The sequence below is a fragment of the Vibrio sp. EJY3 genome (assembly GCF_000241385.1).
In the GTDB taxonomy this organism is placed as follows: Bacteria; Pseudomonadota; Gammaproteobacteria; order Enterobacterales; family Vibrionaceae; genus Vibrio; species Vibrio natriegens.
In genome coordinates, this window is sequence record NC_016613.1 from 1083309 (window position 1) to 1108631 (window position 25323).

19 protein-coding genes, 1 pseudogene and 1 riboswitch are annotated in these 25323 nt (G+C 45.6%); of the genes and pseudogenes, 10 read left to right on the top strand and 10 right to left on the bottom strand.

Annotated features, from left to right (window positions below; translation table 11 throughout):
* Positions 1 to 470: 470 nt before the first annotated feature.
* The 3 genes from glgC to VEJY3_RS04950 all read left to right on the top strand — a co-directional run bounded on the left by glgC (position 471) and on the right by VEJY3_RS04950 (position 4060).
* Positions 471 to 1688 carry a glucose-1-phosphate adenylyltransferase gene (gene glgC / locus VEJY3_RS04940; RefSeq protein WP_014231328.1) on the top strand — a complete coding sequence of 406 codons (1218 nt, stop codon included), beginning with the start codon at positions 471 to 473 and terminating at the stop codon, positions 1686 to 1688.
* A complete protein-coding gene (glgA, locus tag VEJY3_RS04945; protein ID WP_014231329.1) occupies positions 1678 to 3150 on the top strand; it encodes a glycogen synthase GlgA in 1473 nt (490 codons plus the stop codon). The genes glgC and glgA overlap by 11 nt, the downstream gene beginning before the upstream one ends.
* Positions 3151 to 3256: 106 nt before the next feature.
* Positions 3257 to 4060 carry an alpha/beta fold hydrolase gene (locus VEJY3_RS04950; protein ID WP_014231330.1) on the top strand — a complete coding sequence of 268 codons (804 nt, stop codon included), beginning with the start codon at positions 3257 to 3259 and terminating at the stop codon, positions 4058 to 4060.
* A gap of 28 nt (positions 4061 to 4088) precedes the next feature.
* On the opposite strand, the gene VEJY3_RS04955 is transcribed toward VEJY3_RS04950, so the two are convergent.
* The 5 genes from VEJY3_RS04955 to torD form a co-directional block, all read right to left on the bottom strand.
* Positions 4089 to 4403 carry a hypothetical protein gene (locus VEJY3_RS04955; protein ID WP_014231331.1) on the bottom strand — a complete coding sequence of 105 codons (315 nt, stop codon included), beginning with the start codon at positions 4401 to 4403 and terminating at the stop codon, positions 4089 to 4091.
* Entirely contained in the window at positions 4403 to 5095 is a 693-nt protein-coding gene (locus tag VEJY3_RS04960) for a TVP38/TMEM64 family protein (RefSeq protein ID WP_014231332.1), read from the bottom strand. Before VEJY3_RS04960 ends, VEJY3_RS04955 begins: the two co-directional genes overlap by 1 nt.
* Before the next feature lie 184 nt (positions 5096 to 5279).
* Complete coding sequence (locus VEJY3_RS04965) at positions 5280 to 5870, bottom strand: TfoX/Sxy family DNA transformation protein (protein WP_014231333.1); 591 nt, start codon at positions 5868 to 5870, stop codon at positions 5280 to 5282.
* Between the two features lie 116 nt (positions 5871 to 5986).
* A riboswitch (cyclic di-GMP riboswitch) is annotated at positions 5987 to 6075 on the bottom strand.
* 267 nt (positions 6076 to 6342) lie between these two features.
* On the bottom strand, positions 6343 to 7347 hold the full coding sequence (purR, locus tag VEJY3_RS04970; protein ID WP_014231334.1) for an HTH-type transcriptional repressor PurR: 1005 nt from the start codon (positions 7345 to 7347) through the stop codon (positions 6343 to 6345).
* 433 nt (positions 7348 to 7780) lie between these two features.
* Complete coding sequence (gene torD, locus VEJY3_RS04975; RefSeq protein ID WP_014231335.1) at positions 7781 to 8428, bottom strand: molecular chaperone TorD; 648 nt, start codon at positions 8426 to 8428, stop codon at positions 7781 to 7783.
* Between the two features lie 265 nt (positions 8429 to 8693).
* On the opposite strand from torD, the gene torR reads away from it, so the two are divergent.
* Positions 8694 to 9404 carry a two-component system response regulator TorR gene (torR, locus tag VEJY3_RS04980; protein ID WP_014231336.1) on the top strand — a complete coding sequence of 237 codons (711 nt, stop codon included), beginning with the start codon at positions 8694 to 8696 and terminating at the stop codon, positions 9402 to 9404.
* Positions 9405 to 9501: 97 nt separating this feature from the next.
* On the opposite strand, the gene elyC is transcribed toward torR, so the two are convergent.
* Positions 9502 to 10287, bottom strand: a complete 786-nt coding sequence (gene elyC, locus VEJY3_RS04985) for an envelope biogenesis factor ElyC (protein ID WP_014231337.1) — start codon at positions 10285 to 10287, stop codon at positions 9502 to 9504.
* A 114-nt stretch (positions 10288 to 10401) separates the two neighbouring features.
* On the opposite strand from elyC, the gene cmoM reads away from it, so the two are divergent.
* From cmoM to mukB, 4 genes are read left to right on the top strand one after another with little or no spacing between them, the layout of a single operon-like run.
* Positions 10402 to 11193 carry a tRNA uridine 5-oxyacetic acid(34) methyltransferase CmoM gene (gene cmoM, locus VEJY3_RS04990; protein WP_014231338.1) on the top strand — a complete coding sequence of 264 codons (792 nt, stop codon included), beginning with the start codon at positions 10402 to 10404 and terminating at the stop codon, positions 11191 to 11193.
* 2 nt (positions 11194 to 11195) lie between these two features.
* Positions 11196 to 12533, top strand: a complete 1338-nt coding sequence (gene mukF, locus VEJY3_RS04995) for a chromosome partition protein MukF (protein WP_014231339.1) — start codon at positions 11196 to 11198, stop codon at positions 12531 to 12533.
* The gene (gene mukE, locus VEJY3_RS05000) at positions 12514 to 13239 is read left to right on the top strand and encodes a chromosome partition protein MukE (RefSeq protein WP_014231340.1); all 726 of its coding nucleotides are present in this window, start codon (positions 12514 to 12516) and stop codon (positions 13237 to 13239) included. Before mukF ends, mukE begins: the two co-directional genes overlap by 20 nt.
* A 2-nt stretch (positions 13240 to 13241) precedes the next feature.
* Complete coding sequence (gene mukB / locus VEJY3_RS05005) at positions 13242 to 17705, top strand: chromosome partition protein MukB (RefSeq protein ID WP_014231341.1); 4464 nt, start codon at positions 13242 to 13244, stop codon at positions 17703 to 17705.
* Between the two features lie 73 nt (positions 17706 to 17778).
* Here mukB and VEJY3_RS05010 read toward each other — a convergent pair whose 3' ends face one another.
* On the bottom strand, positions 17779 to 18822 hold the full coding sequence (locus VEJY3_RS05010) for an AraC family transcriptional regulator (RefSeq protein WP_014231342.1): 1044 nt from the start codon (positions 18820 to 18822) through the stop codon (positions 17779 to 17781).
* Between the two features lie 165 nt (positions 18823 to 18987).
* On the opposite strand from VEJY3_RS05010, the gene VEJY3_RS05015 reads away from it, so the two are divergent.
* On the top strand, positions 18988 to 20478 hold the full coding sequence (locus VEJY3_RS05015) for a coniferyl aldehyde dehydrogenase (protein WP_014231343.1): 1491 nt from the start codon (positions 18988 to 18990) through the stop codon (positions 20476 to 20478).
* A 177-nt stretch (positions 20479 to 20655) separates the two neighbouring features.
* A complete protein-coding gene (locus tag VEJY3_RS05020; protein ID WP_014231344.1) occupies positions 20656 to 22296 on the top strand; it encodes a GMC family oxidoreductase in 1641 nt (546 codons plus the stop codon).
* Between the two features lie 104 nt (positions 22297 to 22400).
* Here VEJY3_RS05020 and VEJY3_RS25770 read toward each other — a convergent pair whose 3' ends face one another.
* From VEJY3_RS25770 to VEJY3_RS05030, 3 genes and pseudogenes are all read right to left on the bottom strand, one after another.
* Positions 22401 to 22553 (bottom strand): hypothetical protein, encoded by a 153-nt coding sequence (locus tag VEJY3_RS25770; RefSeq protein WP_014231345.1) that lies wholly within the window; start codon positions 22551 to 22553, stop codon positions 22401 to 22403.
* A gap of 238 nt (positions 22554 to 22791) precedes the next feature.
* A complete protein-coding gene (locus tag VEJY3_RS05025; protein WP_014231346.1) occupies positions 22792 to 23760 on the bottom strand; it encodes an alpha-L-glutamate ligase-like protein in 969 nt (322 codons plus the stop codon).
* 3 nt (positions 23761 to 23763) lie between these two features.
* Positions 23764 to 25306, bottom strand: a pseudogene (locus tag VEJY3_RS05030) (inactive transglutaminase family protein).
* Between the last annotated feature and the right edge of the window lie 17 nt (positions 25307 to 25323).

Here is a 25323-nt window from a genome sequence, read left to right on the forward strand (position 1 = left end):
TCGGTGTCGACAGATAAGAATATTTTAGGGTGTGTTGTTTCGTGATGATATCGGTATCTCGATACTAGGCATTAATACAAATAATGTCGTGGATTTGCCATTTTTTAATTGAGAAGCAAATCACGATTTAGAGTTGCCAAATATCGATAGCTCAATGGATGTGGGCTAGGTACCTATACTTAAAAAGTGCTGACTCTTTGTTGAAAAGAATATGGAATAGAGCCCCCTTAAACCCTCTTTTTCGCGTTTAAAACTAAAACGAATTTTTGAACTGAGATAAAACGCAAACGTGCTCCACGAAAAGTTAACACACCCTGTAATTTGGCAGAGCAATGCCGAAACTTTTTAATCCACATGATAGGTGCTCAGAGAAGTACTGGATGTGGCTGACAATGTGTTCACTTGATTCCCCACAATACGTTCAATTAAGTGAGCATCCATTCCAAGCTATAACGATACGGAGAACAACAATGGCTGGTGTTTTGGGAATGATTCTTGCTGGCGGTGAAGGCTCACGTTTGAGACCTTTAACTGAATCTCGCAGTAAACCTGCAGTACCTTTTGGTGGTAGCTATCGTCTGATTGACTTTGCACTCAACAACTTCGTCAATGCGGATTTAATGCGCATTTACGTGCTGACCCAATTTAAATCGCAATCCCTGTTTTATCATTTAAAAAAAGGATGGAACATCAACGGAATCACTGATCGTTTCATCGACCCGATTCCTGCTCAGATGCGTACCGGCAAGCGTTGGTATGAGGGCACGGCAGATGCTATCTATCAGAACCTTCGTTTTATGGAAATGGAAGAGCCTGACCAAGTTTGTATTTTTGGTTCTGACCATATCTACAAAATGGACATTAAGCAGATGCTGGATTTCCATATCAGCAAGCAAGCTTCATTGACCGTATCGGCTCTGCGTATGCCACTAAAAGAAGCTTCTCAGTTCGGTGTTATCGAAGTGGATAGCGAAGGGCGCATGATTGGCTTTGAAGAAAAGCCAGAAAATCCTAAGTCGATTCCTGGCGAGCCTGACTACGCGCTGGTCTCAATGGGGAATTATGTCTTTGAAGCGAAAGAACTGTTTTCTGAGTTGATCGAAGATGCGAGCAACGAAGAATCTTCCCATGACTTTGGTAAAGACATTATTCCAAAAATGTTCCCACGTGGGGATGTGTTTGTTTATGACTTTAGCACCAACAAGATCAATGGTGAGAAAGAGCAAGTTTATTGGCGAGATGTCGGTACGATTGATGCCTACTGGCAAGCACATATGGACTTGCTAGAAAAAGATGCACCATTTTCGCTATATAACCGTAAATGGCCACTGCATACCTATTACCCGCCTTTACCACCTGCGACGTTCACGGACTCAGACAACGGTCGTGTCCAAATTATCGATAGTCTGGTGTGTAATGGCAGCTACATTCGAGGCTCCCGTATAGAAAAATCTGTACTTGGTTTCAGAAGTAATATTGCATCTGCATGCGATATCAGCGAATGTATACTCCTTGGTGACGTTAAAATCGGTGAAGGCTGTGTTTTACGTCGAGTAATAGTGGACAAGAACGCTGATATTGCACCTGGCACACAGATTGGAGTGAACCTTCAGGAAGACAAGAAGTACTTCCACGTGTCGGATGACGGTATTGTTGTTATTCCTAAAGGAGCACGAGTTGGCTACTAACAACTTATCTATTCTGTTTGTAGCGTCTGAAGTCGAAGGATTGATTAAAAGTGGTGGCTTGGCTGATGTAGCCAAGGCACTGCCTGAAGCGCTCCACGGACTTCAGCAAGATGTACGTATTACCATTCCCGCATACAATGGTATTGAAAGGCTTTCTGAAGCGGAGGTGTTGTTAGAAACGCAGCTAACCTCGTGGCCGCATACAGAATATCGAGTATTAAGGCTGTATCTCGGTGATACGCCAGTTTATTTGATTGATTGCCAGCCGTATTTCAACCGCCCATCAATGTACGCTGAGAACAACGAAGCGTATTCAGATAATGGTGAGCGATTCGCCTTTTTCAGCGCAGCTTGCTTAGACATGCTACCTAAGCTGGATTTCCGACCTGACATCGTACATGCCAATGACTGGCACACTGGCCTTGTGCCATTTTTGTTGAAGCATCGATACGGATCTGACCCATTTTATGCAAATATTCGCAGCGTGATCTCGATTCACAACGCAGTATTTAAAGGGGTATTTAGCTATGATGAGGTGCAATGTCTGCCAGAGTTTCAGAGCAGAAATGTACCCGATGCAGCCGTTAGTTCAACGCACATTGCGATGCTTAAGGCAGGCGTGCTAAACGCTGACAAAATCAACGCGGTAAGCCCTACTTATGCTGAAGAGTTACAGACAGAGCTTGGTAGTCATGGTATGGCGTGGGAGTTCCAACAACGAGCTAAAGATTTAGTTGGTATACTCAATGGCTGTGATTACAGCGCCTGGAATCCTAAAACCGATGCTTATTTGCCGTTGAACTACGAACATAATCACCAAAGCATGGTTGAAGGCAAAAATGCGTGTAAAAAAGCGCTACAGCAACGTCTGAACTTAGTCGAGAAAGACTGTGCGATGTTTGGCATGGTTTGTCGCCTGACAATGCAGAAAGGACTGCATTATTTACTGCCAGCGTTGACGGACTTCCTCAAGCACGACGTGCAATTAGTTGTTGTCGGAACCGGTGATCCAGTTCTTGCTACGCATTTAGAAGAGGTCGCTGAACAGTTCCCAGATAAGTTTGTCTTTGTTGACGCCTATGACAATGAGCTTGCTCATTTGGTTGAGGCTGGGTCTGATTTCTTTTTGATGCCGTCTGAGTTTGAGCCATGTGGACTTAATCAGATTTACAGCATGGCTTATGGCACGTTACCGATTGTGCGAGGCGTAGGCGGTCTAAAAGACAGTGTGAACGATTATGATGTTGACTCGTCTGATGCGACGGGTTTTGTGTTTTATGATCCAACACCGCAAGCCTTGTTGTTAACCATGCTTAGGGCACTGTTGCTGTATACGCAAAATAATGCCGAAGTAAAACGAGTTCAACTGCATGCAATGCAACAGGACTTTTGCTGGCGCAAAGCAGCGGAAGAATATTTGGAACTCTACCATTCTGCGTTAAAGTCAATTAGCCTTGCCTAAAATTGTAACAAATGGCACCTAATTCGGTGCCTTTGTTATCGTGAGCAATCCTAGTGTGATAGGATTGCTTCCTCTAAATTAATAACAATACTATTATTACTGGTATATGACTGAGCCACTACTTTTCCATAAAACCTACTTGCACCCCACCAGTAATGAGTGGGTTGTTTTCGTGCATGGTGCTGGTGGCAGTTCTTCGATTTGGTTTAAGCAAATTAAAGCCTATAAGCAGCACTTTAATTTAGTGCTCATTGATCTAAGAGGGCATGGGAAGTCAAATCAGTTACTAAAAGAACTCATTACCAGCCGCTATACCTTTACTGAAGTTACACAAGATATTTTGAAAGTGTTGGATCACTTAAAAATCCAATCCGCGCATTTTGTCGGCATGTCATTAGGGACGATCATTGTTCGAAACATTGCGGAATTGGCGTCTGAACGTGTGAATTCAATGGTGTTAGGTGGAGCGGTGACTCGTCTCAATACACGCTCACAAATCCTCGTCAAGCTGGGCAACTTTGGCAAACATATCTTGCCTTATATGTGGCTGTACAAACTGTTCGCTTATATCGTGATGCCACAGCGCAATCAACGAGAATCTCGCCACCTGTTTATCAGGGAAGCCAAAAAGCTCTGCCAAAAAGAGTTTAAGCGCTGGTTTATCTTGGCGGCGGATGTGAATCCGTTAATGAAGTACTTTAAAGACAGAGAATTAGCGATTCCCACTCTCTACTTAATGGGTGACAGAGATTATATGTTCATCCAACCGGTTAAAGAGATGGTTGCCGCACATAAACTGAGTGTGCTCCGTGAGATCCCAAACTGTGGCCATGTTTGTAATGTAGAACGTCCGGAAGACTTTAATCAGTACTCGATTGAGTTTATCAAACAGCAAACATTAGTTGCTTAACGTTTCTAGGTGACTGGCGCCATTACGCTTACTCAATGTGGTGGCCACAACGCCAGCACGCGCCAAATTGCCCTTCATTGATTTCCGAACATTGAGGGCATTTCCAATCTTGATAGGTGTTTGGCTGTGCCTGTTTTTGATAGGCGTCAATAATAGCCAAGGATCTCATCTTCTGTTCTGGATTCAATAACCACACGTACGGGTCGGTATCGTCCCCGAATGGTAGTTCCCCCTTCAATCCGAAAAGACCTTCACCGCGAACTTCACAAAGAATTTGCTCGGTTTTCAGCAACTCACAAACGATATGCGCTTCTGCCGGATTTCTCGCTATAAATATCTTCATCAAGAGTTTCCATTTGGCTGCACTTGAGTGGGTCTGAATTTATTCATCAGCCACTTAGCAATGATAGGAAAAAGCCCAAGCAACGCAAATGAAGCTAACACGCTCGGTGAGACGATATCCGAGAGGCTTTCAATCGTTGCCAGTTGAGTACCGGCATTGAGATAAACAGCGGTGCCTGGAAGCATTCCTATTTGGCTGGTCAAATAAAAGCGGCCAACAGACATCGGGGTTAATCCCATCAATAGGTTGATTAGAAAGAAAGGGAACACAGGGATCAACCTTAATGAGAGTAGGTAGGATGAACCGTCTTTTTTGACGCCGTCGTTAATCGCGGTAAGCTTTGAACCAAATTTGCTTTGTACCCAATCTCGTAACAAGTAACGGCTACTCAGAAAAGCCAGCGTTGCACCGATGGTGCTGGCAAACGAGACTAAAAGTAAGCTAGTCCAAAAGCCGAATAGAGCTGCGGCTAACAGAGTAACGACCGCTGCACCGGGAATAGAAAACGCAGTGATAGCCACATAGGCCGCAAAATAAACCGTAACCGCCAAGATAAATCTCTGGTCAATATAGGCGTTAAGAGCCTCTTGCTGCGCTTTGGCGTTCTCTAAAGTGAGGTACTGACTAAAGTTAACGGCTAATAAAATGATCGTTAACAGCAGTATTAACCCAAAAACCAGTTTTTTATTCATTGTCGTACTCCAGAAGGACAGCCTTGTTCTAAAAGGTTAACAGATACCATTGATGAAATATGTTACTTGATATTATTTGATTGATATATGGAGTAATAGACAGGTTGAGCCTGGAAAAAATTTCAAAAAAAAACCGCAGTCAAAGCTGCGGTTTTTATACGTACGATAGGTTTATACCTACAGATTAAGAAAGCGCATTTTCCAGCTCTTCTCTGCGAGATTGAGGAACGACGCTCCAGTGCGTGCCGTTTATCGCTCCTTCTAAAGCCCAGAGTAGCTCAATACTTACTTTTGCGGAGTGAGAGTCACGTATCGCTTTGTAAGCATTCACTGCACCTTTCTCTTCAAGTTGTTCAACTGATTTTATACCAGCTTTCTTAAGCATTCGTTCAGTCGCTAGTCGTAAGTTAGGCAGGTCTTTCAACCTGTCGGGCTTACTACTTGCCTGTTGCTTTTTTTCCAAATTGGCTTGTTCTAACGACTTCTTCGCTACTTCTATCAAGCGTTCACTCGATTCCCACAAGTCGTCGGAAATCGCGTAGTACTTAGTAACGACTGGAAAACCACGCTTTTTATAAACGTACGGTTTTAGCCCTTGCTTCTCGAAGTTAGATGAAGTTTGCTGGTCTGCTCGTATGTGAAGTTGATCATTCACAACCAGTGCAAACATCGTTTCATCAGCGAAAAGTCCGAAGCCACCAAACATTGAGCGCGACTTGATCGTACCAAGTGCCTCAAATAGCTTCATAGAATCTTTGAGTATCGGTTTATCCATGATGTGTTATCTCGGTGTAATTATTATTACGCCACCAAAAGTCAGGTCCGAGAGAGTAGCAAATACATGCAAGCACAATGTCATTAAAGGGTAAACTCATCATATGCATATTTGCCATCGGTAACCCCGCTACCTTCCATTTATAAAATGGTTAAGGCCGGAAGCTTTGCGTCCCACCCTTTCGGATGGTTTGCCCTGTGCGTGACATGTTGAGAATACTTTTTATCTTGAATTAACATCACAATCTAGAGATCAAAGTGTGATATTGCTTCAGTAAAACGCAGTGCTTTTATGGTGTTTGTTTCATATTTAAGATTGGAGTTTGAGTGCGAGTGGCTAGGTTATGTGAGATGGGTTGTGTTTATACAAAACAGTAACTTATAAAACGTTTACTGACTGTAGTGAACAAAGAGTGCGATAAAAGTTAATTTTCGGATAAAAAATAAGCGCTCCGGAGAGCGCTTGTTAGTAACTATTTGAGTTTTTTAACAGTATTTCGAACGACCAACTCTGGCTGCATTTCAAAAATGCGTTTTTCGTGTTCCTTGTCTTTAATACGCTCAAGCAGAATCTCGAAAGCATTTTTACCGACACGGCGTTTTGGCTGGTGAATCGTTGTAAGCGGCGGAGAGAAGTACTCTGCCAATTCGATATTGTCGTAACCAATAACAGAGACGTCGTCAGGAATCTTAATACCGTTCTGTTGTAGACGGCTCATCAAGCCCAACGCCATCGTGTCATTGAAACAGAATACCGCAGTAGGGCGTTTCTCCATCGCGGTAATTTTGTCTGCGACCAAAACTGCGGTATCGCATTCAAAGTTACCTTCAAGAATCCAGTCTTCATTTACGGGGATATTTGCTTCTGCCATCGCTCGACGGTAGCCCGCAATGCGCTCTTGGCAAGCGAGTTTTTCAAAGTGACCACTCAAGCAAGCAATATCAGTATGACCGTTATCAATCAGGTACTTGGTCGCGATATAACCGCCTTCTTCCGAGTTATCCATGATTTTGTCTGCCTGTGAGCTCTCTGGGCCCCAGTCCATGACAACTTTCGGGATATCTGCATGACGGTCAAGCATTTGCTTCAGCTCTTCTGTCAGGTCAGAACACATCACCAGTATGCCATCTACACGCTTTTCAGCGAGCATGCGGATGTAATCTCTTTGCTTTTCATAGATACCACCAGTGTTACACAGGATAAGCGTGTAGCCTTGGCGGTAGCAGTAACTCTCTACACCATCGATGACTTCAGAGAAGAATAGGTTGGTAGATTGTGTCACCAACATGCCGATGGTGCGAGTTGAGTTACATTTCAAGCTACGAGCAACCGCACTTGGTGCATAGTTAAGCTCATCAACGGCTTTCATTACTTTTTCTTGTGTTGCTTCTGCAACAAAACGCGTCTTGTTGATAACGTGCGAAACTGTAGTTGTAGAAACGCCGGCTAATCTAGCAACGTCTTTTATAGTGGCCATACATGGTGTCCTGTTTCGAGCTACGAATATACCGCGGAGGATAAACCTTTTTGCTGTTCGTCTTTTGTAAACTTAGCGCAACAAAAACAATGGCGCTGAGTATGTTTAGCAGTGGTTACTCCGAAGTCGGTAGAGGGTATGTAGCGACAGCGGTTGATAAAGCTCATTTCTTCCATCGAATGAAGAATCGTTATCAACCTATTAAGAAAACACAAAAACCGCTTTATTTCAGCGGTTTACATTAAAATCATATTTAATCGTTTGCGTTCACATTTTAGCCCTATGCGGGCAAGCTGGCAATAATTTAAGCAATGGTTTTGTGCCTAATAAGTCACATTTTGATTGCTAAAAAGCGAGCGATTGGAACGATTTATATAGTTAACGAATAAAAGATAGGGAACCTAAAAGACAGGCTCCCTAAAATAGGCGGCAATTATTCACCAAGAAGGTAAGCGCTGTCCAGTTTACAAAATGCAATTAATAGTTGCGCGACGCTGGCGTAGAAGCCAAATTCATCCAGTTGCTGACACTTGTGAGCGAACTTCGGTAACCAGGACATGAGTTGGCTTTCGATGAATTCATTTTGTTTAACAAAGGCTTCTTCCATGTGTTTTTCTTGCTCAAACTCATTAGAGCGAATGATCATGTTACCCAGGAAGTCCAGTTCTACCGCTAAGTGGTCGGCTGGCTCTTTTAGACGGTCGTCCACTTGGACACCAAACTCAGCCATCAACTTTTCCATCTCTTCGGCGGGTTTGTCGTTGAGTAAACCAGATTCACCAATGTACATGGAAGCGTAGGGAAGCGCGCCGTACTTTTCTGTCTTCAAGAATAATTCACAAAAGTCAGCAGCAAGCTCTAGCTGAGCATCTTCGCGGTCTTGCAGGCGATTTAGTGCGTCAACGAGGCTATCAATGGAAGGTTTGAGAGATTCATTTTCACCTAAGCCCGCCAAAAAGCTGCGAATTTCAACACTGTGATAAGCCTCCAGCTCTTTGTCTGTCAGTTCTTTGGCGAATAAGCTAGAAAACCACCAATAAATTTCGGCGCGTTTTTCGTTAAAAGCTTTCACTTCTTGCATTTTAGGCTCCTGAATGATGCCTTCTTTCTGGCATCACAAAATCAAATTCAGATGTCCTTTAAGTGTAATCAATTAAAATGAACAGCAGTAACTATAACTATGATGTTTTATGGCGAAATATGTCCATTTATTAACAGGGTTCGCTAAGCTTGTCTTGAATCAACAAAATCACTAAATCTTGCTTTTTAGTCAGCCAATGACTAGAAATGTTAATAGTTATGAATAGAATACATCTCGAATAATAAAATGACAGAAAGTGGTGTAAATGAGCTATCACGTATTAGTCGTAGAAGATGATGTTGTAACGCGCAGTAAGCTAGCGGGTTATTTCCAAAATGAAGGTTATACAGTCAGTGAAGCAGAGAGCGGCACGCAAATGCGTGAAGTGCTGCAAGCTGGTGATGTTGATCTTGTCATGCTGGATATTAACTTGCCGGGTGAAGACGGCCTGATGCTTACGCGTGAATTACGTAGCCAATCGGATATTGGTATCATATTAGTTACAGGACGCACGGATAGCATCGACAAAATTGTTGGCCTGGAAATGGGGGCAGACGATTATGTCACCAAACCTTTTGAACTGCGCGAGTTATTAGTTCGTGTCAAAAATCTGCTGTGGCGTATTTCGACCGCTCGCGATGGATCAAGTAAGGCAAACGAAACCAACGAGCAACATATTGTTCGTTTTGGCGAGTGGACGTTTGATATCCAGCGTCGAGCGCTGAGTCGTAATGGTGAGCCAGTAAAACTAACCAAAGCCGAATACGAGCTTTTGGTGGCGTTATCGTCTTACCCGAATCAAGTACTAAGCCGCGAACGTATTTTGAATATGATCAGCCATCGTGTTGATGCACCGAATGACCGTACGATAGATGTCTTGATTCGTCGTATGCGTGCGAAGATGGAGTTTGACCCTAAAAACCCGCAAATTTTTGTTACGGTTCATGGCGAGGGCTACATGTTTGCTGGTGATTAATCACCACCACGAGACAAGATAAGAACGAAAAAGGAGAGCGCTTGCTCTCCTTTTTTGTCTGTGCAAATTGCATTGAGTAATGGCGTTAACTCATTAACTACTGTGGCTCAACCATAGGTGTTTCGCCGACGACATCACGTAAGCGTTGCCAGATGCTGCCAAGGTACTCATGCCAGAAAAGCTCTGTTTGCTCTAAGTAACGTGCTTTTGGCGAGTATTTATTCCAAGCTTGATTGACATTCTCAATCGCCAAGTAGTTTGTCGGCGCCGGGATTGGTTTTATGCCTGCTGCATTAAATTCATACAACGCCCGGCTCATATGGCTCGCCGAGGTAACTAAAACCATTTCCTTTTGCTGGACGAACGCCGCAGCCTGACGTGCCTCTTCCCACGTGTCTTTGGCGTCTTCTAATAAAATAATATCGGATTTCGCTACACCGAGCGCCAGAGCCACGTTTGCCATCATACGCGCATGGCTGATTTCAGAACCGCCGTCATAGCCTGAAAGAATCAATTTGGCGCCAGGATACATGCGCAAAATTCGGATTCCCTCGGTCAAACGCATTAGCGCGGCACGACTTAACTGAGAAGTGGGTGGAATTTCGTCATCGATAACATGACCATTGCCGAGTACCATCACGTAGTCGATGGTTCCTGAAACGGGTAGAAACGCCTTGTGTTCACGTTCCAATGGCATAAGAAGCTTGCTTGAAACAGGCTGGAAGGCAACCAAGAAAATGCCGACAAAAGAGAATAAAACAACGAAGCAGCCGGTTTTACGCTTAGTGGTAAAACTAATGAGAGCCAGGCCCAATAATCCTATCAGCAGCAATGCTGGTAGGGGCATGAGCAAAGCTGACACTACTTTTTTCAGCTCAAACATACATAAATAGTCCGAAAAAACATCAATTGAAAATAAAAATGAGGGTATTCCTCTTTATTCCTGCTTTCCTTGTGCCAGAATAGCGACACAATCCGATATGATAACTCAGCAGAAGTGACAGAAGACCGCAATTTCGACGATATCGCCCACAAATTTGCAAAAAATATTTACGGCTCCGATAAAGGGGAGATCCGCCAAATCATTGTGTGGGAAGATTTTCTACAGATTCTAAGTGAATTAGAGGCAGACCAGCAACCCCTAGAAGTTTTAGATGCAGGTGGTGGTTTAGCACAAATGTCTCAAAAGCTTGCTAAGCTCGGACATCGTGTCGCTTTATGTGATCTATCTTCGGAAATGCTGCAACTAGCCAAACAGGATATTGAAAATAATGGTTTGCTTGAGCAGTATCGCCTGATTCATTCACCTGTCCAGTCCATTGGCGAGCACATGGACAGCCAGGTGGATCTTGTCATGTTTCATGCAGTGATGGAGTGGCTGGTCGATCCTAAGACGGCGCTCGAAACGGTACTGGAACAAGTCAAACCGGGGGGCATTGCATCGATAATGTTCTATAACCACCATGGTTTAGTCTACAAAAATGTGGTTTGTGGCAACATTCCTCATATTTTGGACGGCATGCCCCACCGAAAAAGATTTAAACTACAGCCGCAAAAAGGTCTGAAACCAGAAGAAGTTTACCAATGGATAGAAGACTCCGGGTTCAGTATTTGTGGTAAATCTGGTATTCGCTCATTCAGTGATTACATAGGAAATATGCAATACATGGGTGATTACGAGTTTGAAGATGTGTTGGCGCTAGAAAAACAACTTTGTCGACAAGAGCCATACCTCTCATTAGGTCGCTACATTCACGTGTGGGCCAAAAAGAAAGAAAAACAGGAATAACAATGAGTGAGATGACTCTCGATGCTGCAGAACAACCTATTGATGAATTGGTTGGCTGGGTTAAGCAGCAAGATTTCTCGTTGAACCTGACCACAGAGCGCTTGGCATTCTTGATTGCCATCGCAGTACTAAGTAATGAAAGGTTTGACGATGAATTGGGTGAAGGTGAACTGCACGATGCGTTCGCTATCGTTACTCGATTATTTGATGAAACGGGGGAAGCCTCTGCTTTCAGAGCAAACAATGCCATCAATGAGATGGTTAAGCAGCGTTTGATCAGTCGCTTTGTCAGCGAGGTGACGGATGGGGCGAGTATTTACCGTTTGTCGCCACTGGCGATAGGCATCACGGACTATTACGTCCGTCACCGTGAGTTTTCAAAACTTCGCCTTTCTATTCAGCTGTCTATGGTTGCGGATGAAATGGCGAAAGCAATTGAAGCAGCCCAAAAAGGTGGCACACCGGGTCACTGGAAGAAAAACGTGTATGGAGTACTTAAATATTCCGTAGGCGAGATCTTCGATCAAATCGATCTTAACCAGCGTGTTATGGACGAGCAGCAACAATCTGTAAAACAGCAGATTGCTGACCTGCTGAATAAAGATTGGCGGGAAGCGATTAATAACTGTGAAGCGTTATTGTCAGAAACGTCGAGCACGCTGCGTGAACTTCAAGATACCTTGCAGGCAGCAAGTGATGAGCTGCAAACTCAGATCCTCGATATTCAGGAGCTTGTTTATGGCGATCCTGAGCTTGAGTTTATTGAAGAAGCCCTGTTTGGTCTGCAAATGAAGCTGGACCGAATCACCAGTTGGGGCCAGCAAGCGATTGATCTTTGGATCGGGTACGACCGACACGTACATAAATTTATCCGTACCGCCATCGATATGGATAAGAACCGTGCGTTCAGTTCTCGATTGCGTCAATCGATAAAAGATTACTTTGATATGCCTTGGTATCTGACTTATGCAGATGCTGAGCGATTATCCGACCTTCGTGACGAAGCTTTGGTACTGCGTGATGACGAGGTAACAGGCCAAGTTCCGATGGAAGTGGAATACGAAGAATTTCAACAAGTCAATGATGAGTTATCAGAGCGTATTGGTGACATGCTAAAAGCCCATAAAGAGCAGGGCACACCAATCGACTTGAGCGTGGTACTGCGAGATTACCTTGCACAACACCCATTTACTCATCACTTTGATTTAGCCCGAATTATTGTTGATCAGGCCGTTCGTCTGGGCTATTCAGAATCGGATTATCAAGCCATTCAGCCAGACTGGAAATCAATCAACGAATTTGGGGCAAAGGTACAAGCGAATGTCATCGACCGATACTAATGAATACATGTCAGATAAACTGGCAAAAGCAATTTCAAACCCTCTGTTCCCAGCATTAGACAGCATGCTACGAGCAGGGCGTCATATCTCAAGCGAAGATTTGGACAACCACGCATTGTTGTCAGATTTTGAACTTGAGTTGTCTTCTTTCTACCAGCGTTACAACACTGAGTTGGTGAAAGCACCGGAAGGTTTCTTCTACCTTCGTCCACGTTCTACGTCTTTGATTGGCCGTAGCGTCCTGTCTGAACTGGATATGCTGGTGGGTAAGGTGTTGTGTTTCCTTTACCTGAGCCCGGAGCGTCTGGCTCATGAAGGCATCTTTACCAATCAGGAACTCTATGACGAGATGCTGGCGCTGGCGGATGAAAACAAGCTGATGAAGCTGGTGACCAACCGCGCGACGGGTTCAGACCTTGATAAAGAGAAGCTGTTTGAAAAAGTGCGCACTTCACTGCGTCGTCTGCGTCGTCTAGGTATGATCATCAATATCGGCGAAACCGGTAAATTCAGTATCAGTGAAGCAGTATTCCGTTTTGGTGCCGACGTTCGTGTTGGTGACGATATGCGTGAAGCTCAACTGCGTCTGATCCGTGACGGTGAAGCTGTGGTGCATACCAAAGAACCAAGCCAAGGCAGTCTGTTGTCTGAAGACGATCAAGAAGAACAAGCCCAAGAAGAAATGACAGAAGAGGGTGAAGCATGAGCATGATTGAACGCGGTAAATATCAATCGCTGACCATGGTCAACTGGAACGGTTTCTTTGCCCGTACTTTTGATATCGATGGTCTGGTTACGACGCTTTCTGGTGGTAACGGTGCCGGTAAATCAACCACGATGGCGGCGTTTATCACCGCTTTGATTCCTGACCAAACGCTACTTCATTTCCGTAACACCACAGAAGCGGGCAGTAGCCAATCGTCTCGCGATAAAGGTTTGTACGGTAAGCTGCAACCAGGCGCGTGTTATGCGGCGCTGGATGTGGTTAACTCACGTAACCAACGTTTACTATTTGCAGTAAAGCTGCAGCAAGTCGCGGGTCGTGATAAGAAAGTAGACATCAAACCGTTTGTTATTCAAGGCCTTCCTAGCCATGTGAAACCGACGGATGTTCTTGTTGAGAGCGTTTCTGCCACACAAGCTCGTGTGCGTCAGATCAATGAAGTTAAAGACGTAATCTCAGAGTTTGAAGGCGTTCAATTTAAAGCCTTCTCATCTATCGTCGATTACCATGCGCAAATGTTTGAGTTCGGTGTGATTCCGAAGAAGCTGCGCAATTCAGGTGACCGTTCAAAATTCTACCGTCTGATTGAAGCATCACTTTACGGTGGTATTTCGAGTGCGATTACTCGCTCGCTGCGTGACTACCTTCTGCCACAAAACGGTGGCGTGAAGAAAGCATTCCAAGATATGGAATCCGCGCTGCGCGAAAACCGCATGACGTTAGAAGCGATCAAAACCACGCAGGCTGACCGTGACTTATTCAAACATTTGATCACCGAGTCTACCAACTACGTGGCCGCAGACTACATGCGTCACGCCAACGATCGTCGCAACAAGCTAGAACAAACGTTGTCTCTGCGTTCTGAGCTATTTGGCTCTCGCGAGACCTTGATTGAGCAAAATAATTTGCTTAACCGCGTGCAAGAAGAGCTTGAGCTGCTGATTGACTCAGAATCTGCGTTAGAGCAGGACTACCAAGCCGCGTCGGATCACTTGCAACTGGTGCAAAATGCACTGCGTCAGCAAGAGAAGATCGAACGTTATCAGGAAGATCTGGAAGAGCTCAGCGAACGTCTTGAAGAACAGATGATGGTCGTTGAAGAAGCTCAAGAACGCGTGATGAACGCTGAAGAGCAAGCGACCGTTTCTGAAGAAGAAGTCGATAGCCTTAAAACGCAACTTGCTGATTACCAGCAAGCGCTGGACGTTCAGCAAACACGAGCTCTTCAATACCAGCAAGCGGTTCAGGCACTGGATAAAGCGAAGCAGTTACTGGGTGATGACAGCCTAACGGCTGAGTCGGCGCAAGCGTTAGTGGCTGAACTTAAGAACAAAGAAACAGAAAGCACCAATGCGTTACTGTCTGTTAAACACAAGCTGGATATGTCATCGGCAGCTGCGGAGCAGTTCGAAACGGCGCTGAAGCTAGTACAAAGCATCGTTGGCCAAGTTGAGCGTAAAGATGCGTCTGAACAGGCGAAAAAAGTCATCGCTAAAGCGCGCGACTCACAGCAAATCGCACAGAATGAGCAACAGTGGCGAGCACAACATCGCGATCTTGAGCGTAGCTTAAATCAGCAGCGTCAGGCAAACGAGTTGGTGTCCGATTACAAGAAGCAATTCCATGTTGAACTGACGGACGAAATCACCTTCGAGCAGGAGCGTGAGCGTCACGCGATGCAAATTGAATCGCTGGAATTGACGCAAGAAGACGTGCGTGAACAACGCAGCGAACAGCGTCGATTAGAACAGGATTCTGCAGCAGAAATCAAAAAGCTCGAAGCCATTGCACCAACGTGGATTGCAGCCAATGATGCGTTGGAGAAGCTGCGTGAGCAAAGCGGTGTTGAGCTAGAAGATCGTCATGCAGTAATGAGCCATATGCAGGTGGTTCTTGAGCAAGAGAAAGAACAGTCTCTGGCAAAAGACAAACTGGCTGAACGTCGTTCTCAACTGGAAAATGAAATCGAACGTCTTGCATCACCGGGTGGTTCTAATGATCCCCGCCTTAAAGGTCTGGCTGACACGCTGGGTGGTGTATTACTTTCGGAAATCTACGATGACATTACCATCGATGACGCGCCTTACTTCAGTGCGATGTATGGCCCAGCTCGCCACGCCATTGTGGTTTCAGATCTGTCCGGCATCGAAGAGAAATTGGTTGAGCTGGACGACTGTCCGGAAGATTTGTACATCATTGAAGGCGATATTGATGCCTTTGATGACAGCTCATTCGACGCAGAAGAGCTAGAAGGCGCTGTATGCGTTCGTATGAACGATCGTCAAATGCGTTACTCTCGCTTCCCTGAAATCCCACTGTTCGGCCGTGCGGCACGCGAGCAACGTTTAGAGCTGCTGCGTAACGAACGTGAAGAAGTGGTTGAGAAGCATGCCAAGGCGGCATTCGACTCGCAGAAAATGCAGCGTATGTACCAAGCGTTTAACCAGTTTGTGGCTCATCACATTCAGGTCGCATTTGAAGCTGATCCTGAACAAGCATTGGCAAAGGTACGTGAAAAGCGTAACCAAATCGCACGTGTACTGGCTGATTTGGAAGCAAAAGAACAACAGCAACGTTCTCAGCTTCAAATCAGCAAGCAAGCTCTGTCTTCACTGGACAAACTTGCACCAAACATGGCACTGATTGAAGACGACACACTTCAAGCCCGTTTTGATGAGCTGGAAGAGAAAATCTCGCAACTGTCAGAAGCAAAATTGTTCCTGAACCAACACGCGAAAGCCGTGATTGAGCTTGAGAAAATCGTTTCCGCTCTGGATGCAGATCCAGAGCAGTTTGATGCGCTTGAAGCCGAATACAAGGCGGCTGACGAGCAACTTCAGGAATTGAAGAAACAAATTTTCGCGTTGTCCGATTTAGTTGAACGTCGTCACTACTTTGCGTACTCAGATTCGGTCGACCTGCTGAACAAGAGCAGCGAGTTGAGCGAGCAGCTAAAAGCGAAGCTGGTTCAGGCTGAGCAAATGCGTACTCGTTCTCGTGAAGCGCTGAAACAAGCGCAAGGTCAGATGAACCAGTACAACCAAGTATTGGCTTCGCTGAAAAGCTCACACCAAGCGAAACTGGAAACCGTTCAGGAATTCAAACAGGAGCTGCAAGAGTTCGGAGTTAATGCGGATGAAGGCGCAGAAGAGCGTGCAATGCGTCGTCGTGACGAGCTGCACGAGCGTTTACACTCATCACGCAGCCGTAAGAGCGAATACGAGCGCACCATCACTTCGACCGAGCTAGAGATGAAAGGTCTGGCGAAACGTCTGAAGAAAGTTCAGAAAGAGTACGCCGAGCTTCGTACCTTCGTGGTGGCAGCGAAAGCGGGCTGGTGTTCGGTACTTCGTTTAGCGCGTGAAAACGATGTTGAGCGTCGTCTTCACAAACGCGAACTGGCGTACATGTCTGCTGACGAACTTCGTTCAATGTCGGATAAATCGTTGGGTGCGCTGCGTCTCGCGGTTGCGAGCAATGACGACCTGCGTGATTCACTGCGTCTTTCGGAAGATAACTCACGTCCTGAGCGTAAAGTTCTGTTCTATATTGCTGTTTACCAGCATCTTCGCGAGCGTATTCGTCAGGACATCATCCGTACCGATGATCCGGTAGAAGCAATCGAAGAGATGGAAGTGGAGCTGGCGCGTCTGACAGAAGAGCTTACTCAACGTGAAAACCGTCTGGCAATCAGTTCTGAGTCTGCAGCAAGCATCATTAAGAAGACGATTCAGCGTGAGCAAAACCGTATTCGTATGCTGAACCAAGGCTTGTCGAACATCTCGTTTGGTCAGGTGAAAGGGGTTCGTTTGAACGTGAAGATCCGCGAAAGCCACGAAGTGCTATTGCATGGTCTTTCTTCTCAGCAGGAGCAACATAAAGACCTGTTTGAGTCTTCACGCTTTACTTTCTCAGAGGCGATGGCGAAGCTGTTCCAACGTGTAAACCCACATATCGACATGGGGCAACGTTCTCCGCAGGTTCTTGGTGAAGAGTTACTTGATTACCGTAACTACCTGGAACTAAGCGTGGAAGTGAACCGTGGTTCAGAGGGTTGGCTACAGGCTGAGTCTGGCGCGCTATCTACTGGTGAGGCGATCGGTACTGGTCAGTCAATCCTGCTGATGGTGGTGCAAAGTTGGGAAGAAGAATCACGACGTCTGCGTAGTAAAGACATCATTCCTTGTCGTCTGTTGTTCCTTGATGAGGCTGCGCGTCTGGATGCGAGATCTATCTCGACACTATTCGAACTGTGTGACCGTCTGGATATGCAGCTTCTGATTGCTGCGCCAGAAAACATCAGCCCGGAGAAAGGCACAACCTACAAACTGGTGCGTAAGGTGTTTAAAGATCACGAGCATGTACACGTTGTGGGTCTGCGCGGCTTCGGTAAGACAGATAAGCCGAAGAGCGAAGCTCAGGAAATGGCAGAAGAGTTTGAGTCTTAATCTTCCGTTTTGAAGTTAAATGCCCGCTAACGATAGCGGGCATTTTTTATGGTTAATTCAGCAGTGCTTTCATCTAAACCGTCGTGTTTTCTATAGAAGCGGTTTGCCGATATTGCCTTGGCGAACAGCCACTCCATTTGCGAAAGGCATGGCGGAAGTTTGCACTGTCCGAAAAACCGACACGTTCGGAGATATCTTCAATACTGATTTGGGTAGATGCAAGGTAATGCCGTGCGAGATTAAAGCGGACTTGATCGAGAATTTGCTGATAGCTGGTATTTTCCTGCTTAAGATGACGACTTAATGTTCTTGACGACATTCCCAGCTCGGCTGACAGCGTTTCCACAGAAGGGTAGTTACCCGGACGCTCAATAAATATCTGGGTTATTTTGTCTTTTAAGCCGTTGCTGCCACTGACTTTTGCCAGCATCTCATCGCAAGATTTGAGGCACATTTGTAATGTGATGGGGTTCGCTGCAGGCAGTGGTTGGTAAATGCTCTGCGCATCAAATTGCCATTCCAATCGCTCGCTATCGAACTCGATGTCACAATGAAATACTTGTTTATATAACGCGCTGTACTCAGGCTCGGGATAAGGAAAGCGAATGACTTTGGACGGGAATGGGTGCTGCATGACTTCTTCGCATAGATTCTGGATGGTGGAAAACCAGTATTCGCAGCAAAATGGCAACATGGACTGAAGGTCAATTAATTGTTCTGCACGGAAATAACCTAAGTTGTCTTCAACCCACATCTTCTTTTTCAGAACTGGCCCCGCGAGACGCAGATACTTAAACCCCATCACTAAAGCATCAAATAGTGTGTTACTACTCAACACTGCATAGCCGAGTACCCCAAAATCACTGAACTTGGCTTGTTGACCCATACTAAGCCCTAAACTTGGTTCTTTTGAGTGGCTAAGGGCGTTACTGAAGATCATTAGCTTTTGCGTCAGGGTGATATGAGTATCTGGTGCGTAAAGCTGAGAAGCACTGATACCGCTGCCTTCAAGTAGCGTTTCGACACTGACACAGGGCTCTAAGTAACGCCTAAGTAGCTGTAAATCTAAAATGCCGAAAGCTTGTGTATCTGGCTCATAAACCGCGGTGTATTCCATCGTTTCTCCCTCTACGTTCGATATAATCCTAACTGGTCTGACCGAGGCTTTCTGTCAGGTTGTTCTCAAAGTTGTCCGAATATCACCGGTTTTTGTCATTTTGTAACCTGTGATTAATGTTATCAAAATGTTGTAATGCAATAAATCGCATGGTGGGAGAGAAATATGAATATGCTGGCAAAGCAAGATGAGACGGTTAGTAACAACCAAAATATGGACGTGCCTGAAAACCTCAATTCTAGCGAACTGGCTACCTGGTTCGCTGAACTTAAAACCGCCTATCAAGCGGAGCCGTTATCAACGTTAGCTGTTAGGAAGCAGCGGCTAGTGGATTTAAAAAGGCAACTTTCTCGCTATCAGAATGTTTTAGCGGAAGCGATGAATGAAGACTTTGGCGGACGCAGTCACACAGAGTCAATCATGGCTGATGTTCTTGCTCCGATTCTTGATATCAACCATGTGCTCCGTCACCTGAAAAGCTGGATGAAGCCAAGCAGACGACCAACAGAATGGTTGTTTAAAGGCAATAAGCTTGAAGTCCGTTATCAGCCGAAAGGCGTGGTAGGTATTATCTGTCCGTGGAATTTCCCTATTTACCTGTCGATTGGGCCAATGATTTCCGCATTGGCTGCTGGTAACCGCTGCATGATCAAAATGCCACCAAATTGCCCTGCGACGACAAAACAGTTACGCCGCATGTTAGCGGAGATTTATCCGGATAACTTGGTGCGCGTTGTTGACGGCACGCATCCTGAAGCAATGGAAATATCCCACCTTCCATTTGATCATTTGGTCTTCACCGGATCGCCAAAAAGTGGCAGAACCATCATGGCAAATGCTGCTGCCAATTTAACTCCGGTAACGCTTGAATTAGGTGGTAAATCGCCTGCGATAGTATTTGAAGATTACGATGTGAAAAAAGCGGCAGCACGCCTTGCACACGGTAAGGGGATGAACTCGGGACAAATTTGCATCGCCCCGGATTACGCTTTTGTACCGGAGGGTAAACAGCAAGAGTTTGTCGAAGCACTAAAAGCTGCTCACCAATCCATGTATGGCGAGATTAAAGCTAATCAGGACTATACCGCGCTCGTGGATGATGCACAGCATAAGCGATTCCATGACTTATTGAATGATGCAAAAGAAAAGGGCGCTGAGATTACGCAATGTCTGGACGGTGGAGAAGGACGTAAAACGCCGCTCTATATCGCGACCAACTTGACACCAGATATGCGCATATGTCAGGAAGAGATCTTTGGCCCGTTGCTTCCTGTTCATACCTATCAATCCATTGAAGAAGTAATTCAATACATTACCGACAAACCACGTCCTCTTGCTTGCTATCTGTTTACTAACGATGAGACGCAGCGTGAAACCGTGCTGACACAGACTCATAGTGGTGGTGTCACCTTGAATGACTGGGGCTGGCATGTTCTCAATCACTCGGTACCGTTTGGTGGGGTAGGTAATTCAGGGATTGGTAATTACCACGGTGAAGAAGGGTTCAGAGAGTTGAGTCATGCACGTTCTGTATTGCAAATGCGAGATTGGTTCCCTGTTCAGCTCTTTTCACCTCCATACGGAAGTTGGGTACAAAAGCTGATACTGCGTGTTTTTGTCGGCAAGCCGGATCCGCGATTAAAGAATAAAAAATAGCTGACACCGCGCCTCACTTAGTACGTTTGTAATGACCAAATCGATTCAAGGATGAAATATGACGAAATCAGCGAAAGGATTACGCATTTGCGTGTTGCGTCTTTCTTCAAGAGGTATGACTTACCTGCATCAATGGCAAGAGAGTAACGCTCATTTACTGCCTATGGGAGGCCGGTAATGGAAAGCTACGATTACATTATTGTCGGTGGTGGATCTGCTGGTTGCGTTTTAGCTTCGCGTTTATCTGAAGATCCAGAGGTGACGGTTTGTCTGTTAGAGGCTGGTGGCAAAGACAACAGTGCGTTTATTCAGACCCCTGTCGGCACGGTGGCTATGCTGCCGACCAAGTTACATAACTGGGGTTTTGAAACGGTGCCACAAACCGGATTAAATGGTCGTAAAGGTTATCAACCGAGAGGAAAAGCGTTAGGTGGTTCGAGCTCGATTAATGCCATGATGTACTCGAGAGGGAACCGGTATGATTACGACTTATGGGCAAGTCTAGGTAATACTGGCTGGAGCTACGACGAATGTTTACCGTATTTCAAAAAAGCGGAAAACAACGAGGTTCACCACAATGAATATCATGGTCAGGGCGGGCCTTTGAATGTCGCTGATTTGCGCTCACCGAGTAAGCTTGTTGAACGATATTTGTCGGCCTGTGAGTCCATCGGAGTTCCCCGCAGTGCAGATATTAATGGCGCACAACAGTTTGGCGCGACTTACACGCAAGTGACTCAACGAGATGGTGAGCGATGCAGCGCAGCAAAAGCGTATCTGACACCACACTTAAGCCGGACAAATCTTACGGTGCTGACCAAAGCCACCACGCATAAGGTTCTGTTTGAAGGAAAGCGTGCGGTTGGCGTCGAATACGGTTTGAAAGGGAAGCGTTTCCAAATTAAATGCAATCGTGAAGTGATTTTATCGGCAGGCTCATTTGGTTCTCCACAGATCTTACTTTTATCGGGTATTGGAGCCAAAGCTGATCTCGATAAGCACAATATTGAGCAAGTTCATGAGTTACCGGGTGTTGGTGAAAACTTACAGGACCATATTGATTTGGTACACAGCTACAAATGCCTTGATAAGAGAGAGTCTTTCGGCGTCTCGCTACGAATGGTTTCTGAAATGGGTAAAGCGTTGCCTCAGTGGATGAACCAGCGTAGTGGCAAAATGAGCAGTAACTTTGCTGAAGGGATTGGCTTTCTTTACACTGATGACAATATTGATGTGCCTGATTTGGAGTTCGTCTTTGTGGTGGGCGTGGTTGATGATCATGCACGTAAGATCCACCTTAGCCACGGTTATAGCTCTCACGTTACGCTACTAAGGCCAAAAAGTAAGGGAACCGTCAAACTTAAAAGTGCTGACCCTTATGACGCGCCACTGATTGATCCTGCCTTTTTAAACCACCCGGATGATATCGGCATCATGATCAAAGCGTGGAAGAAGCAACATCAGATGTTGGAAAGTCAGGCATTTGATGACGTTCGAGGTGATAATTTTTATCCAGTTGATGCTGACGATGACCATGCCATTGAGCAGGACATTCGTAACCGCGCTGATACCCAATACCATCCGGTGGGGACGTGTAAAATGGGAACGGCAGATGATCCACTGGCGGTGGTGGATAAGGATTTAATCGTCCATGGGTTAGAAGGGCTAAGAGTGGTTGACGCTTCGATAATGCCAACGCTTATCGGTGGAAACACTAATGCACCTACCATCATGATTGCGGAAAAAATCTCCGATCAAATCAAGTCACAATATGCCGAATATTCTGAGTCTGAAACGAGGATATCTAAGGTGGGGTAGGCCGCTAGGAAAATAACTGGTGCCAAAGCCAAAATAAAAAAGCCGAGACAGTAGGACGGCAGTCTCGGCTTTTTGAGCATTTAGCTTTATACAAAGGCTAGATGCTACTCCTCTGAAACGTCTTTTTTAACTTCGAGCATTTCAGCAAGCTCTTCAAGTGCCTGGATAGAAATCTCTGACAAGCGTTGTAGATGCTGGTCTAGAGTCTCATGGTCAACAAGCGATGGTTCTTTATTCGTTGTATCTTTTGTTAACACGTCTCAACCTCATAAGTTGAGTTAGGGGAGCTATTATAATACTCAAGATGTTGAGTATTAAAAAAACGTTCTATGTTTAATTTGTTAGATAGATCATTGATTGAGGCTAGCGTTTTCGCGCTTTAAATTGAAAACGAGCTATATCGCTCAAATATGAAAGGTGACCTAGCAATCAGAGGAATTTATGCTAATTGCACTCACTGAACCACATGTTAGAGGTTCAGTGAGCGAAGTGATATCAGAATTGCGGTTTAACACCGAACTGCGCTGCTGCGTAGGCGACGCGCTCTTTCGGTTTAGGGTATTCAGCAGGAGTACCAAGGCTTTCGATATGTTTTAAACGAGGCAGTAAACCCATGCCATTCGCGATTTGAATAGCCAGGCCCGGACGCGCATTGAGCTCTAAAACCATCGGCCCTTCTTCTTTGTCCAGCACCATATCTGTGCCCATGTAGCCTAGACCTGTCATTTCCCAAGCACTAGAAGCCAGTTCAAGCAAGCGCTCCCAATGTGGAACTTCCAGCGTTGAAAGGTCCTTTCCCGTATCAGGGTGGTGAGTGACGGGTTGGTCAAATTGTACAGCTCTGATCGCTTTACCCGTGGCGATATCAATACCCACACCCACAGCGCCTTGGTGAAGGTTCGCTTTACCATCAGAAGCGGCTGTCGAACAACGCATCATCGCCATTACAGGGTAGCCTTTAAACACGATGATTCGAACATCCGGCACTCCTTCATAACTGAAACCATCAAAGCAGTCATCAAACTTGATCAGGTTTTCAACGACGGCAACATCGTTTTTGCCACCAAGAGAAAATAGCCCGGCAAGCGCGTTACTGATGTGGCGCTCTACTTCTTCTTTGCCAATGGTTGCACCTGAAGGCTTGGTGTATACGCCATCTTTGTGTGAGGTGATAACTAAAATACCTTTACCACCACTACCTTGAGCAGGCTTAATTACAAAGCCTGGCCACTCTTTAACCATGTTGTGGATGGTTTTTACTTCAGCTTGGTTATGGATGACGCCGATGAGGGCAGGGACGGTAGCCCCTGCTGCCTGAGCAATGATTTTAGTTTTCAGCTTGTCATCCACTAAAGGATATTTGGAACGATCATTGTAGCGACCAATATAGCTATGGTTGCGCTTGTTCATCCCCATGATGCCTTTGTGGCGAAGTTTTGCTGGCGTGGTATAACGTTCAAACATCGTTTAATCCTCCGCTAGCGGCTTGAAACGACGAAGTTCTGTCAAGCGGTAACCAGTGTACGTACCAAGTAGTAGAATCCCTGCCAGTACGATTAACTGCAGACCAATAAAATTAAACGTCAGGTGCTGGATGTACGAATTGGTCATCGCCAGATAAACCAATACTGCGGTCAGTAGTGAGCCACCACCTTGCATCGCCACTTCTTTCGCCCCTTCTTCTTCCCACAGAATCGACATACGTTCGATGGTCCATGACAAGATGATCATCGGGAAGAAGGTAATCGTCAGACCTTCTGTCAGACCGATCTTAAATGCGACGACAGTGAATACCGAGATGATCATGATTACCGTGATGATAACCGCCGATATTCGAGCGACCAGAAGTAAATTAAGTCGCGATAGATAGCTTCGGATAATCAAGCCCGTACCGACAATCAGCAAGAAGCCGACAATACCAGTAATTAATTGCGTTTGGACGAAAGCGACCGCAATCAGAACCGGCATGAAGGTACCTGATGTTTTAAGGCCAATGATCACGCGCAGGAATACCACAATAAGCGCGCCAATTGGGATCAGCATGATGGTTTTAAACATAGCTTGTTCTTCAAGAGGTAAACTATGAATAGAGATGTTCATCAGGCCATCGGCTTCAATCTTGTTGTTGGTGGCCTGTTGAGGCGTCATATCCTGCTTGATCATTGAGAAATGAACTTGGCTATTATTGCCGCCAACTAAATCGAGCAGCGATACGTTGGACTCATCCCAAACCAACAGGTTAGGTTGCACGGCCTTTTGCTCTGAGTTTGGAGAGAACAGAACCCAGTCTTTACCAGACCAAACCTGTACCATTGGTTGAATGGTTTGGCGTCGGCGTCCGTCTTCCAGCTCAATAACACCCACTATTTTGCTTTGGACACCCGCTGAGAGAAGGATATTGTGTAACGCATCGGTACGGTCAAAATCGTTCAGTAGCAGCGCAGAGTTTTGACTGTCCGGATCGTTTAATGTTTTGATCAGTTCACGTGCAAATGTCACGTTATCCGCTGAACGGCTCATTGCTCGCTCAATCAGAGCGTTTGCAGCAGCTTGTTGCGGAGCTGAAAGCGTTGGAGGAGTAATCTCATCTGCTGGTGGGAGAGGCGTAACCTGAGCTTGTGGGTCCACCAGAAATTGTGCTTTGTAGTAGATGGTCTGAGGACCGCGAGCCTGACGGATTGACCATTCTGCGCGACGTCCGGAATCTGAGTTGATGTAAGAGACCCCATAACCAGAAGAAGAAGCGGATTCGCCGATAAGTGTGTAACCACTTTGAGTATGAGGGGCGGCAAGGGAAGCTTTTACTTCGTTGCCGTTAGCGTTGAATTCTATACGAGCTTCTACATCCCATACCTGACGCGTTTCACCTGGAGTCCATGGCACGCCATACCTGACGCGTTTCACCTGGAGTCCATGGCACGCCATAATTTTGGTGTCTGAAAACACTCAAAGCGATGCCCGCAACCACCAATAAAATGACGGATACGTAAAACGGTATTTTTGACGTCATAATCTACCTTATTATTC

Coding starts and splice junctions, on each gene's coding strand:
- glgC (WP_014231328.1), top strand. CDS start 471: ATGGCTGGTGTTTTGGGAATGATTCTTGCTGGCGGTGAAGGCTCACGT.
- VEJY3_RS04950 (WP_014231330.1), top strand. CDS start 3,257: ATGACTGAGCCACTACTTTTCCATAAAACCTACTTGCACCCCACCAGT.
- VEJY3_RS04955 (WP_014231331.1), bottom strand. CDS start 4,403: ATGAAGATATTTATAGCGAGAAATCCGGCAGAAGCGCATATCGTTTGT.
- VEJY3_RS04960 (WP_014231332.1), bottom strand. CDS start 5,095: ATGAATAAAAAACTGGTTTTTGGGTTAATACTGCTGTTAACGATCATT.
- VEJY3_RS04965 (WP_014231333.1), bottom strand. CDS start 5,870: ATGGATAAACCGATACTCAAAGATTCTATGAAGCTATTTGAGGCACTT.
- purR (WP_014231334.1), bottom strand. CDS start 7,347: ATGGCCACTATAAAAGACGTTGCTAGATTAGCCGGCGTTTCTACAACT.
- torD (WP_014231335.1), bottom strand. CDS start 8,428: ATGCAAGAAGTGAAAGCTTTTAACGAAAAACGCGCCGAAATTTATTGG.
- torR (WP_014231336.1), top strand. CDS start 8,694: ATGAGCTATCACGTATTAGTCGTAGAAGATGATGTTGTAACGCGCAGT.
- elyC (WP_014231337.1), bottom strand. CDS start 10,287: ATGTTTGAGCTGAAAAAAGTAGTGTCAGCTTTGCTCATGCCCCTACCA.
- mukF (WP_014231339.1), top strand. CDS start 11,196: ATGAGTGAGATGACTCTCGATGCTGCAGAACAACCTATTGATGAATTG.
- mukE (WP_014231340.1), top strand. CDS start 12,514: ATGTCATCGACCGATACTAATGAATACATGTCAGATAAACTGGCAAAA.
- mukB (WP_014231341.1), top strand. CDS start 13,242: ATGATTGAACGCGGTAAATATCAATCGCTGACCATGGTCAACTGGAAC.
- VEJY3_RS05010 (WP_014231342.1), bottom strand. CDS start 18,822: ATGGAATACACCGCGGTTTATGAGCCAGATACACAAGCTTTCGGCATT.
- VEJY3_RS05015 (WP_014231343.1), top strand. CDS start 18,988: ATGAATATGCTGGCAAAGCAAGATGAGACGGTTAGTAACAACCAAAAT.
- VEJY3_RS05020 (WP_014231344.1), top strand. CDS start 20,656: ATGGAAAGCTACGATTACATTATTGTCGGTGGTGGATCTGCTGGTTGC.
- VEJY3_RS05025 (WP_014231346.1), bottom strand. CDS start 23,760: ATGTTTGAACGTTATACCACGCCAGCAAAACTTCGCCACAAAGGCATC.